Source organism: Streptomyces sp. NBC_00388 (assembly GCF_036061255.1).
Lineage (GTDB): Bacteria > Actinomycetota > Actinomycetes > Streptomycetales > Streptomycetaceae > Streptomyces.
Genome location: NZ_CP107948.1, coordinates 251,652 through 264,213, shown reverse-complemented (window position 1 = coordinate 264,213; position 12,562 = coordinate 251,652). Strand labels below are relative to the sequence as shown.

Here is a 12,562-nt window from a genome sequence, read left to right as displayed (position 1 = left end):
CGCTGTACGTCCTTGACAAGTGCCGCGCTCCCTCCTGTAGCCTACAAACGTGAATCAATGTTCGCATTTACCTGATGGGTTCACTCCGGGGCAAGGAGCCACCATGTCGGCACAGTCGGAGGGCGGGGCACAAGCCCGAACCCTGATCACCGCCATCCGTGAGCGGCGGGCGGTGCTGGCCGAGGACGGGTTCGCCAGTGACCGCGACAACACCGACCCCGCTGCCAACCTGGCGCTGCTGGCCCGGATCGGGGCGGCGCGCCTCGTCGTTCCCGCCGAGTACGGGGGGCTGTGGGACGGCACGGAACGCGGGGGATGGGGCTCGGTCATCCGGGCGGTGAGGGAGGTCAGCGCGGGTGACGGGCCCACCGGACAGAACTGGCTCAGCACCGTCCTGGTCGCCCGCGAGCTGTTCGGCCCGGACGGCAGCCTCCCGAAACCGACCCGTGCCGAGCTGGCACGCCGGATACTCGACGACGGTCTGAGGCTGGTCTCTTCCGTCGCGGAGACGGGTGTGGCGGGCCGGACGACGGCTCGACACGTCGAAGGCGGTGTGGTGCTCCGTGGTACGAAGTCCTTCAACACCAACAGCGGCGGCCCGGGGATGGCCCTGGTCCGCTGCGTGGGGGAGGGCGAGCAGACCGAGCACCACCAGGTCCTGGTCGATCTCGAACACCCCCAGGTGCGCTTGCACGGTGACTGGGACAACATGGGCCAGCGAGGGACCCGCAGTCAGACGGTCACCTACCAGGACGTCTTCGTACCGGACGGCTGGCATCAGCCGGTGGGCGGGCAGTTCTCCCCGGTCTTCCTGGGCGCGGCCATGCTGCTGCACTCCGCGCTGATGCAGGGAATCGGCGAAGGAGCCCTGGACGCTCTCATCCAGCACACGCGCACCATGAAGCGCGGCTCGCTGCCCCAGTTCGCCAGTCCGGCTGAGGATCCCCTGATCCTGCGCCGTATCGGCGCCCTCTCCAGCAGACTGGCCGCCTCCCGTGCGTTGTTGCACAGTGCGGCGGACCAATTGGAGTCACCGCAGGCCGGCGAGGACATGGACGCCGCCGTCATCGACTGCTTCCGTGCCAAGGTCGCCGCCGTCGACGCCTCGCTCGAAGCCGCTGCCGGGATCCACGAGATCACGGGCGCACGCAGTACCTCCAACACGCACCGCTACGACCGGTACTGGCGCAACGCCCGCACCTTCGCCTCCCACGACCCGATCGACGCCAAGAACGTCTATATCGGCGGCTATGAGCTCGGGAACCGGCTCCCGCAGCTGTCCACGATCATCCGGTTCTGAGCACCGGGCCCGGACCCGCGCCTGCACGCTCCTCCACGAGGACACATGAACGTCCGGCGGTCGGTGCTGTTGCGGCACCGACCGCACCGACGGACGGATCATCGCGGTCCGCGGCACCGGCCTCCCGGGTCAGTGCACCTGGGCGGCGGCCGGTACGGGTTCCTCGGCTGTCCGGTGGACCGGCTCCTGGCGTGCGATGCCGAATCCGGTGTATCCGCAGATCACCGCGATGATCACGCCGAAATAGTTCAGGAACGCATACGGCGCGTACGCCATGGTGGCGACGCCCAGCGTGGTGGACATGTAGGTGGCGGCCTCCGTCCACGGCACCAGCGGAACGAAGACCGTGCCGGAGTCCTCCAGGGTGCGCGACAGGTTCTTAGGGGCGAGTCCCCGTTCGGGGTACACGTCGCGGAACGCCTGGCCCGGCACGATGATCGTCAGGTACGAGACACCCATCGCGAAGGCCGCGCCCAGTGAGCTCAGCGCGGTGGCGAGGATGATCCCACCCGTCCTGCGGACCTTGCCGAGCAGTCGGCGCATCAGGACGTCGAGGCAACCGGTCTCGGTCAGGATGCCCGCGAAGGCGAAGCCGGCGAGGCCGATCAGCATGGTCGACGCCATCGACGACATGCCGCCGCGGTCGAGAAGCGTGCCGGCTGCGGCGGACAGGTGCCGGGGGTCGATGCCGCCGTGGCCGCTCAGCATCGACGTCGTGAAGCCGGTGGAGGCGGAGGAACAGATCTGCTGGATGGAGAAGCCCTGGAAGATACCGCCCAGGGCCCCCGCGACCGCCGAAGAGACGATGATGGTCGGCAGCGGCGGCTTCTTCGTGAGGGCGCCCAGGAGGACGACCGCCGGTGGCAGCAGGAGCAGCAGGTTGAAGTGGAACCCTTGCTCCAGCAGGGCCTGCAGGGCTCCGGTGCGCTGGGCGGCGTGTCCGTCGGCGTGCTGGGTGCGGCCCAGGACGAGGTACAGGATGCAGGAGAGCACGGCGGCCGGGCCCGTCGTGTAGAGCAGATGCCGGATGTGCTCGAACAGCGTGGAACCTGCCACCGCCGGTGCCAGGTTGGTGGTGTCCGACATCGGGGACATCTTGTCGCCGAAGTAGGCACCCGAAACGATGGCGCCCGCCGTCATCGGCAGGGACACGCCGAGACCGCCGGCCACTCCGACCAGCGCGACACCGACAGTGCCGACGGAGCCCCAGGAGGTGCCGGTCACCGTCGAGACGACCATGGTGATCAAAAACGCCAGCACCACGATCCACGACGGCTGGATGGCCTTGAGGCCCCAGTCGACGATCATGGGGATGGTACCGCTCAGTGTCCATGTGCCGACGAGCATGCCGATGGATATGAGGATCAGCAGCGCCGGCATCGCTGCGTCGATCTTCGACCGTATGCCCACGAGCATCTCGTTCCAGGTGACGCCGAGCCACCGCGCGATGGTGCCGGTGACGACGCAGGCCATGAGGAGGAGCACCACGGGGTCGAGGCCGAGCCACAGAGTGCCCGTGATCATCAGGGTCAGCATCAGCACGACGGGCAGCGTGGCGACGAGCAGTCCAGGGGTACGGCGTTCGCCCGGGGGCGCCGCCACGGTGGACGGGTCGGTCATTTCGGGTACTCCAGAGGTCGGCGGGGCGGGCGGTCCGGCAGAGCGGGGGGAAGGAGGAGGAGCGGCCGGGGCGGCGTCGTCAGCCGGGGACGAACAGGGCAACCGAAGGCGCCGGGGCGCAGCGGCACAGGGCATCCGAAGGCGCCGCGGCACAGGGCATACGGAAGTGCGCCGGGGCGCTACGGAGACGGGGGCCCGGGGCGTACGTGGTGGCAGGACTTCCTCGGTGCGGGATCAGCCGCCGGTCGGCGATCCCGAAGCCGGGGGGTACGGCGGGGCGGGTGTCGAGCTCCCGGTCGAGGCCGCCATATGGGCCCGTACACGGTCGAGATGGAGGTGCATGAGCGTGGCGGCACGCTCGCCGTCCCCGTCGGCCACGGCGGCGGCGATCTCCTCGTGATCGTCCAGGGAGCCGGCCGTGTGAGCCGCCGGAACGTCCAGCGGACTGCGCAGCAGGATGACTTGCTGCTGCACTCGCCACAGCTGCTCCGCGACGCGCGGACTGCGCGCGGTGTTCGTCAGGGTCCGGTGAAAGTCCAGATCCAGCCGGTAAGGGAAGCGCCGGCCGCCCTGGACGGTCTTCCGCGCCCGGGCGCAGGCCGAGCGCAGGGCGGCGACGTCCTTGTCGTCCCGGCGCTCGGCGGCGAGCCGGGCGGAGGCCATCTCCAGTGCCGTGCGGAGTTCGAACAGGGCCCCTACCTCGTCGGGGTCGGCCGCGAAGACCGTGGCACCCCGGTTGGGGCTGTGCACGAGCAGACCCTCGCTGACCAGTAGCCGAACGGCCTCGCGCAGAGGGCCCCGGCTGGTTCCGAGTTCCCTGGCCAGCACCACCTCGTTGATCCGGGTTCCGGGGAGCAGGCTGCCGCCGAGCAGCCGTTCGCGCAGTACCTCGGCGATCTGGACGGCGAGGCCGCGTTGCAGGGTCTCACTCACGGACGGGAGCCTCCTTCGACCGGACAAGGTGTTGACAGTTGCCAGTTGACAGCTGTGTTTCCGCAGATGTCAAGGATCGCCCGGCGATTCGTTGCCGCACTCGACAGTTCCTTACGCCAAGTGATAACTGTCAACAGTTGACTGCAACTGGAAAGGCGGACGTAACTGATGCACACCGTGGTGGCCGAGGTCTGGCGTGGGGATTTCCTGGAGTCCATGCACCACGGGACGGTCCTCGCGACCGCCCCGGACGGTTCCGAGAGCGTGCTGATCGGGGATGTCGACGCCCCGATGTACCCGCGCTCCTCGAACAAGCCCCTTCAGGCGCTCGGCATGCTGCGCGCCGGGCTCGGGCTGGACGGTCCGCTCCTGGCGCTGGCCTGCGCCAGCCACTCGGGGGAGGAGATCCACCTGGACGGCGTACGGGCGATCCTCGCATCGGCCGGACTCGGCACGGACGCGCTGCGCTGCACGGCCGCCCTGCCCATCGGCGAGGGCGCGCTGCGTGCCTGGCTGGAGAGCGGGGGACAGCCTTCCCCTCTCACGATGAACTGCTCCGGCAAGCACGCCGCGATGCTGGCGACGTGCGTGACCAGCGGCTGGGACACCGCCACGTACCTCGACCCCCGGCACCCGCTCCAGGTGCTGCTGCGCGAGACTCTGGAGGAGACCGCGGGAGAGAAGGTCACCGTCACGGGCATCGACGGCTGCGGCGCACCGCTGTTCGCCATCAGTCTGCGGGGTCTCGCCCGGGCGTTCGGCCGTCTGGCCTCGGCGACGGAGGGAAGCCTCGAACACCGCGTGGCGCACGCGATGAACACGCACCCGCGGTACGTAGGCGGCACGGGCCGGGACGTGACCCGGCTCATGGGCGCCCTGCCGGGAGCCGTTGCCAAGGATGGCGCCGAGGGCGTCTACGCGCTCGGCCTGCCGGACGGGTCCGCGGTCTCCCTCAAGATCGCCGACGGTTCCCAGCGTTCCCGCCCCGTGGTGATGATCGCGGCCCTGCGCCATCTCGGGATCGACGTGGACGGCGACGAGACACTCACCGCCCTCGCCACCGCACCGGTCCTCGGCCACGGCGAGGTGGTCGGGTCGGTCCGCCCCACGTTCTGAAAGAGGCGAGGACGCCTTTGGGGTCCGGGGCCCGGCGGTGCCGGTGAGGGACTTGATGTCCAGTTGACGTGAGTCAGGGGTTCGGTGGCAGCAGGCGCTGTGTCCGATCGTTCTGGCCGGGGACGTACGGCGGTTCACGCTCGCGGTCCCCGCCCGCGCGCCGAGCCCCGCTCATACCTCGGCGGATGCGCCCGTCGCCGCCGCGATCAGGACGGCCGCCGCCGCGCGGGAGGCCGCGGCCACCGTGGAGTCGTGGTCCATCAGGGCGGAGATGCCGGCGCCGTCGTAGAGGAGTTGGAGCTGGCGGCCCAGGGTGTCGGGATCGGCGGCGCCTGCCTCGGCGGCGAGCCGGGTGAAGAGTTCACGCATCCAGCCGCGGAAGGCGTCCGCCGCTTCCTGGACCAGCCCGCCAGGGCTGGCCTCGGCGCCGGCGCGGATGAAGGCGCAGCCGTGGAAGTCGGGCCGGTCGAACTGCCGCCCCTGGGACTCGAAGACCGCCAGCATCTGCTCCCGGGGCGTGTCGTGCTCCGCGACGGCCCGGGTGAGCCGGTCGGCGGTGCCCGCGTGCCGGGTGTCGAGGTACGCCCGGACGAGCTGCTCCTTACCGCCGAAGGTGTTGTACAGCGACGCCTTGGCCACGCCCGCGTGCTCGATGACCCGGTCGATCCCGACGCTCTGCACGCCCTCCGCGTAGAACAGCTCATTCGCGGCGGCGAGCAGGCGCTCACGCGCCGACGGTTTCGCGTTGCTCCGCACACTCGCCATGACGGTCACTCCTTCAGACAGATCTGTCTACATTATGCCCCGGCCGCGTCCCTCCGCCCGGGACCCGGCCGGGGCCGCTCCTCAGGTGTTGTCGCCGACTCGCTCGCCCGGCAGGACCGCCGCCCCGTCCCGCCCGCCGCGCGCCAGCCCGAACAGCGCGAACGCCGCGAGGACGATCACGGCGACGCCGTACTCCTGTGCGGTGGCAGTCAGACCGCCCGCGTGGACGACGAGGAACCCGGCGATCACGGCGGGCACCCCCATGCCCAGGTAGGAGACGACGAAGAGCAGCGACAGCACTCCGGAACTCTCGTGCGGACGGGCCAGTGGCATCACCGTACGGATGCCGCCCTGGAACCCGCTGCCGAAGCCGATGCCCGCGATGGCGGTGCCGGCGAAGAAGCCGGCGGGGGAGGAGGCACGGATCGAGACGAGGGTGAGGGCCACCCCGGCGATCAGCGCGAGGATGCCGGTGAGCATCACCGTCCGGGTCGCCGCCTTCCGCAGGATCAGCACCGAGACGGCGGCGACCCCGGCGAGAACGAACAGGCTGAGCCCGCCGAGGACTTCGGAGCTGGAACCGGTCAACTGCCGTGCGAGGGACGGGCCGAGCGACCCGTAAAGACCGGCCAGCGCCCAGACGGCGAACAGCACCGGCGCGGCAACCAGCATCGGGCGGCGTACGGCGCGCGGCAGCTTGATCTCCGGTGTCAGGCTGGTCAGTGCCCCGGGCTTGCGGGTCACCGTCTCCGCCATCAGCGCGACAGCGACGGCCTGGAGGACGAAGACCGCCAGCAGCCCGACGTAGACCAGATGGGTGGGGGCGGGCAGGAACTGCACGACGAGACCGGATACCAGTGCGCCGCTCGCCGTACCGATGCCCGGGACGACCGCGTTGGTGATCGTGCCGCGCGGCCGGTCGATGTCCATCATCCCGGCACCTATCGCGCCGAGTGCGGCGCCGGTCGACAGCCCCTGGACAATCCGGGCGATCATCAGCCCCGGCACACCGTCGGCGGTGGCGAACACGATCATCGAAGCGGCCTGTGCGGCCAGCGCGGCGAGCAGCACCGGCCGCCTGCCGACGTGGTCGGAGAGCTTGCCCATGGTGAGCAGCCCGAATAGCACGGCCACCGCGTAGACGCCGAACACGACGGTGGTGGTGATCGGGTCGAAGCCCCATTCGGCCTGGTAGACCGCGTAGAGCGGGGTCGGCGCGCTGGAGGCCGCCAGGAAGGAGATGGTGATCGAGGCGAGCACGTACAGCGCCACGTTCGGCGGCAGCCGCCGGCCCCGCGCGGATGCGGGAGCGGAGCCCGATCCGGAAGGGGATCCGGCATCGGCGCCCGCTGTATCCGAGGTGCGCGCCGGTTTGGGCGCGGGGACGACCGAGAGATTCGTCATGACCATTCCCGTCCGAAGCGTGAGTAGACCTGTCTGTCTAGTTCTGAATCAGATTAGACAGACAGGTCTACTCAGGTCAAGCGGGAGAGGCGAGCGTCGCTCGTGACGGGCTCGCGGGCCGGCGGCGGCCTCCGGGCCTGCGAGGCTGGGGCCTGCCACGTTCCACCCACCGGCCCGGACTCGGCGGCCTTCCTGACCTCATGGCGTTCAGGCGGCGCGAGGAGTGGCGTACCAGGGCTGAAGCCTTTGCGTTCGTGGCCCCGGTTGCCGCCGGGGCTCTGCGCAAGCCCAAGGAGCCTGCCGGAGACGCAGGCGGCAGCCGGAGGGGATGGCCATCAGCGGCGGGTGGCAGGTGACCTGCTCGGAGCGATGGAAAGGCAGCACCGCGCGTGGGGCAGGATGGGTTCCCATGACGGGTGGGGGAGACAGGCTCGAAGAACTGTTGCAACGCGCGGGGCTGGACGTCGTACGGGATCCGCGGACCGAGGAGGTGCTGCCGCCCCGGGCAGCTTGGCGACCGGTGGTCTCGGGCGGCGCCAAGCCGGCGACGGCCGTGCGAACGGACCTGCCCGATCTGGTCGCCGGGCTCAACGCACAGTGGCACCGGCTCGCGGCCGGCAATGGGATCATCGGCGAGGACGGCGCGTTCCTCATCGACGTCGCCGGTGACTGGACGGGCTGTGCGCCCCGGCGCTGGACGCGTGTGCGGCTCACTGACCCGTGGGACCTCGCCGGAGTTCTGGGCGAGCTGCCCGGGCGGCCGGAGTTCATCACTCTCGCGACGGACGGCAGCACCCTGATCGCAGTGACGACCACGGAGGACGAGGTCCGGTTCACCCTGCTCGACGACCTCGCGGAGCACCAGGAGTCAGCCGCGCAGGCGGCGGCCCGGGAAACCCCTCGGGAGAGGGAAGCTGCCTGGGCGGCACTGTTTCAGGGACCGGGGCCTTCGGCGAGACTGCGCGAGATGTGGGCGCACGGGCTGGCCCTCAACCCGGCCACCCCCGATGACCTGTGCGCCGGCCTTCTGGGTCTGTCGCACTTCCTCCTGTGGCGCCCCCTGCCCACGGCGGTCGTCGAGGCGGCCATGGCCCACCCGGATCGGAAGCTCAGGCAGTTGCTGGCCGAAGCCCAGCCGAACATCACCACGGGGCAGTGGACTCGTCTGATCCTGGGCGAACAGGAACCCCGGCGCCGGTGGCTGCTCACCATGCTCGCGGCAGAGCGGCAAGCCGGGCTCAGCGACGCGGCCTGCGAACAGCTCGCCGCGGACCTGTCCGCGCAAGTCCGCCAAGAGGCTGTTCGCCTTCCCGGCCTGCCCACAGGAGTACTCACCGCCCTGGCCGCCGACGCCGACTCGTCCGTACGGGCCTCGGCCTGTCGCAGAGCCTGGCCACATCTGGACGGGACGGCCCGGCTCGCACTCCTCGGCGACCCCTGCGGAGAGGTCCGCGTCGAAGCACTCCTCAAGTACCACCAGGACCATCCGATGCCCCTGTCGGTCTTCGATGCCGAGGAACTCCAGGACCGTGCAGTGCGGACCTGTCGCCTGGACCGCGGCCTCGCCGAACACGTGGCCCGTCACATCGATCCGGCCCGGCGCCGTGCGCTCGCGGGCAATCAGCATCTTGATCCGGACCTGGTCGCCCTCCTCGCACAGGACCCTGACAAACACGTCCGCTTCGAGGTCTCCACGCGCTCTGATCTCACCGAGGAGCAGCGAGCGGACATCAGCATCGACTTCGAACCGGGCACCCACTACAGCACGCTCGACTGGGTCAGGGAGCTGCATGGCGATCACGGCGCCATGCGCCGCCTGGCCGTCTCGCCCCACCCCCTCGTGCGCAGGAGCGTCGCCCGGGCCGGGCAACTCCCGCCGGACGTCGTCGAACTGCTCGCCCGTGACGAAGACCGAGTCGTCCAGCTCTTCCTCGCGGAATCCTGCGACAACGCCCCCGCCGACATGCTGCTGCGGGTGTGGCAGTGGTGGACCGGCAGCCTCAGCATCCCCGACCGCCCCCACGGCCACCCGAACTTCCCCCGCAGTGACCTGCTCCGCTACGCCGACGACCCGAACCCGCGGATGCGCCGGCTGGCCTTGGACGACCCGGAGTCAACGACCGAGCTGGTCGAGAAGTTCAGCCGGGACAGCAACGCGGAAGTACGACACCGAGCCGCGACCGACCCGCGGCTGACGCTCGCGTCGGCGCTGCGGCTGCTCGACGACCCGCACGAAGGCGTGGCCCACACGGCTGCCCGGCACCCCCGACTGCCCGCGCGGGTCCTGATCCGGTTGCTTCGGGATGCCGATACCGCACAAGCCGCAGCCCGGCACCCGGCGTTGCCCATCCATGTCATGGAACAGATGCTCAAGCGGATCCAGCCTCCGGCCGGCCCGGGTCACCCATAGGCCGACGACTTCGGGCGTGAGATGGGGGAGCGGCAGACCAGGGCGTACGACCGGGCCGTGTCTCCTCGGCCAGGGTGTACAGGTCCGAGTGTGCCCGTGATGCTGAACCGGGCGCTGCGGCGCTCCTGGTGGGATCACCCTCCATGTCCACCTGAGCGCAGGCGGCAAGTGCCGGCCACGCTCGCAGGTCCCGCCGGACCGTGGCGACGCGTCGACGCTCCTCCACGCCGGGCGTCAGCCTGCTGCCCGAGGAAGGTGGGTGGATGAGATACACGTAAAAGCCGCTACTTCACGGCAGCACGTGACGCTCGAACAGCGCGTGAGCGTGGCGGATCGTGCGGGTGGTGATCAGCGGGCCTTGTCGGCCACCGATGGGGTAAGGCTGGCGCGGTCGAACGGGCCACCGTGCGCGGCGGCGTACGTGATGGCGTCGTTGACGGCATCGAGGCCGAACGACCGGACCCGTTCGGGGGCGAGATCCAAAGCGCCCGAGGCAAGGAGCCGGATGATGCCGACATTGGCTGTGCGCGGGTACATCCACTGCCCGCGCACGGTGATCGAGTTGCGCATGATCCATGGGTACGGGAGTGCGAGGTCGTCGCCACCGAGCATGCCGACGCCGCCCATGAGGACGACCCGGCCGTACTCGCGCACGGTCATGGCCGCCGCGCGTGAGGCCGAGCTGGGTGCGCTCGGCGGGAGCAGGTCGATCACCATGTCGATCGGGCCGTCGGCCGCCGCGGACATCGCCGCCCGGTCGGTGGCCTCGTCCCCGCTCAGCGGGACCGGGCGCAGCCGCGGACCGAACCGGTCGGCGAGGAGGTCGAGCGCGGCCTTGTTGCGGCCCGGGGCGACCACGCGGCCCGCGCCCATCGCGAACGCGACCGCGACCGCACTGCTGCCGAGGTTGCCGGTGGCCCCGCTGACGAGCAGGGTCTCGCCGGCTGCGAGCCCGCCTGCCAGCAGCCCGCCGTAGGAGATGGTGTGCACGGTGAGCGCGGCCCAGCGGGCCGGATCCTCCCCGGCCGCGGCGGGCAGCGCGAAGACGTTCTCCGTCGGGACCCGTGTGAGCTCGGCGAACGCGCCGTCGTGCATGTACTCGGCGAGCCGTGCGCCGCCCTCCCCGCGCGAACTCCAGCCTTGGAGCGTGATGTCGGGTGTCAGGGCATCGTCCCGCGAGCGCACTGTCGAGTCGCACCACACCAGGTCGCCGGTCCGCAGCCTGGTGGCGTCAGGGCCGACGTGGACGATCCGTCCCACCGCGCCGACACCGGGCACGACGGGAGGTACAAGGGGGTACTTCCGCTTGCCGCTGAAGACTTCGGCCGCGTAGGGCGCCACGCCGGCGGCGAGGACCTCGACCACCACCTCACCGCTGCCTGCCTCCGGGTCCGGCATCTCCCGCACCGAGAGTGGGGCGCCGAACCGCGTCAGAACTGCTGCTCGCATGTGATGACCTCCATGTTCGTCCGTGCTCTTGCGATCAACACTAGGAGCGGGACCTACTTGCGGGAAGCGAAGATCTCGCACCTGTGGTATGCGTATGACGCATGGACATCTCCAGTACGGGACTGCGGGTCCTGCGGCAGATCGCCGAGTCCGGCAGCTTCACCGCGGCGGCCGCCCGACTCGGATACACGCAGTCGGCCGTCTCACGCCAGGCCGCCGCCCTCGAACACAGCGCCGGAACCACCCTGTTCGAACGCCGCCCGGACGGGGTGCGGCTCACTCCCGCCGGCTTGACCCTGCTGCGGCACGCCCACACGATCCTCGCCTCGCTCGCAGCGGCCGAGCGTGAACTCACCGGCACAGTCCCGCAGGCCGAACTGGTGCGGCTCGGGGCAGTCCTGAGCGCGGGCTCGGCGATCCTGCCCGCGGCGCTGGCACACCTCGCGGAGGCCAATCCGCAGATCACTGTCACCACCCGCGAGGGCACCACGCCCTCCCTGATCCGGGCGTTGCGCGCGGGATCGCTCGACCTCGCCCTGCTGACATCCCGCCCACCCCACCGGCCCTTCGACAGCGAGTTGCCGCGCCTGCACCTCGAAGCCGTCGCCGACACCGAACTGGTCGTGGCCGTGTCCTCGACCGGAGAGTTCGCCGGACGCACCACGGTGCACGTCGTCGAACTGGTCGACGCCGCATGGATCTCGACCCCGGCGTCGAACTCCGAGCCGCTGCTCGGTGTCTGGCCCGGCCTGCCCGGGCGGCCGCGCGTCGTCCACTCCGCGCGCGACTGGCTGACGAAGCTCCAACTGGTCGCCGGAGGCTTCGGCGTGACCACGGTGCCGTCCCGGCTCTCACCGGTGCTGCCGCCCGGGGTGAGCCTGCTGCGCGTCGACGGCACGCCCCCCGAGATCCGCCGGGTGCTCGTGGCACGCCTCTCCGGCCGCCCCACCCCGGCGATCACCGCCGTCACCCAGGCGATCACGTCGGCCGCCTGAACGACCGAAGCCTCACACAACTGGTGTGGGCTGGCAGCCGGGCGTTACCTGGCTCCGCCTCGACCGTTAAGTCGAGCATGATCACTCGACGCTTGACCACCATGCTGGGCGCCTTCGCCGCATCCGCCCTGTTCGCGCTCTCCCTGCCCACCTCTGCCGCCCATGCCGCCGAGTGCGGGGTCCGCTCGGACGGCAGGCTGTACTGCGGCAACGCCGTCGGAGCGAAGGGGTACGCGGACCGCTCCTACCGTTCTGCGACCCGCGGCACGCTCACCACCGGGTTCAACTGGTTCGCGTGCTGGGGCCACGGCGATCCCCACCAGGGTGGGAATGACATCTGGTACTGGACGCAGCTCGACAACGGCGCATGGGGCAACGTCCCGGCCGTCTCCGTGAGGACGGGCCAGGACCCGGCCCCCGGCCTGCGCGAGTGCTGACGCCGTAACGGGATCCGAACGCTGCAGTCGGTCGCAGTGACCAACTGCAGCGCCGGGCCGCTTCATTCGCTCACGTGCCGTTCGCGCGGGTCGCACGGGACGGTGCTGACCGATGCCGCGGCCCGGCCCCCCG

Annotated in this window: 10 protein-coding genes; 5 read left to right on the top strand and 5 right to left on the bottom strand. The window is 70.6% G+C overall.

All coding sequences use genetic code 11. The features are described from left to right. Positions 1 to 103: 103 nt before the first annotated feature. Entirely contained in the window at positions 104 to 1,300 is a 1,197-nt protein-coding gene (locus tag OG917_RS01295) for an acyl-CoA dehydrogenase family protein (protein ID WP_328315612.1), read from the top strand. 129 nt (positions 1,301 to 1,429) lie between these two features. Here OG917_RS01295 and nhaC read toward each other — a convergent pair whose 3' ends face one another. Beyond that, positions 1,430 to 2,920, bottom strand: coding sequence for a Na+/H+ antiporter NhaC (gene nhaC, locus OG917_RS01290; protein WP_328315611.1), 1,491 nt, complete (start codon positions 2,918 to 2,920; stop codon positions 1,430 to 1,432). Positions 2,921 to 3,154: 234 nt separating this feature from the next. Continuing rightward, on the bottom strand, positions 3,155 to 3,853 hold the full coding sequence (locus OG917_RS01285; RefSeq protein WP_328315610.1) for a GntR family transcriptional regulator: 699 nt from the start codon (positions 3,851 to 3,853) through the stop codon (positions 3,155 to 3,157). Positions 3,854 to 4,021: 168 nt separating this feature from the next. Here OG917_RS01285 and OG917_RS01280 point away from each other — a divergent pair, with 168 nt between their 5' ends. Further along, complete coding sequence (locus OG917_RS01280) at positions 4,022 to 4,969, top strand: asparaginase (RefSeq protein ID WP_328315609.1); 948 nt, start codon at positions 4,022 to 4,024, stop codon at positions 4,967 to 4,969. A 171-nt stretch (positions 4,970 to 5,140) separates the two neighbouring features. Here the strand turns inward: OG917_RS01280 and OG917_RS01275 are convergent, their stop codons facing one another. Both OG917_RS01275 and OG917_RS01270 read right to left on the bottom strand, forming a co-directional pair. Then, positions 5,141 to 5,734, bottom strand: a complete 594-nt coding sequence (locus tag OG917_RS01275; protein ID WP_328315608.1) for a TetR/AcrR family transcriptional regulator — start codon at positions 5,732 to 5,734, stop codon at positions 5,141 to 5,143. 81 nt (positions 5,735 to 5,815) lie between these two features. After that, positions 5,816 to 7,138 carry an MFS transporter gene (locus OG917_RS01270; RefSeq protein WP_328315607.1) on the bottom strand — a complete coding sequence of 441 codons (1,323 nt, stop codon included), beginning with the start codon at positions 7,136 to 7,138 and terminating at the stop codon, positions 5,816 to 5,818. Between the two features lie 409 nt (positions 7,139 to 7,547). Between OG917_RS01270 and OG917_RS01265 the strand changes: the two genes are divergently transcribed. Continuing rightward, positions 7,548 to 9,548: a PE-PGRS family protein gene (locus tag OG917_RS01265; protein ID WP_328315606.1), complete on the top strand. Its 2,001-nt coding sequence runs from the start codon at positions 7,548 to 7,550 to the stop codon at positions 9,546 to 9,548. Positions 9,549 to 9,896: 348 nt separating this feature from the next. On the opposite strand, the gene OG917_RS01260 is transcribed toward OG917_RS01265, so the two are convergent. After that, positions 9,897 to 10,997, bottom strand: coding sequence for an alcohol dehydrogenase catalytic domain-containing protein (locus tag OG917_RS01260; protein ID WP_328315605.1), 1,101 nt, complete (start codon positions 10,995 to 10,997; stop codon positions 9,897 to 9,899). 101 nt (positions 10,998 to 11,098) lie between these two features. Between OG917_RS01260 and OG917_RS01255 the strand changes: the two genes are divergently transcribed. Both OG917_RS01255 and OG917_RS01250 read left to right on the top strand, forming a co-directional pair. After that, positions 11,099 to 11,992, top strand: coding sequence for a LysR family transcriptional regulator (locus OG917_RS01255; RefSeq protein WP_328315604.1), 894 nt, complete (start codon positions 11,099 to 11,101; stop codon positions 11,990 to 11,992). 101 nt (positions 11,993 to 12,093) lie between these two features. After that, entirely contained in the window at positions 12,094 to 12,429 is a 336-nt protein-coding gene (locus tag OG917_RS01250; protein WP_328321584.1) for a hypothetical protein, read from the top strand. Positions 12,430 to 12,562: the final 133 nt, after the last annotated feature.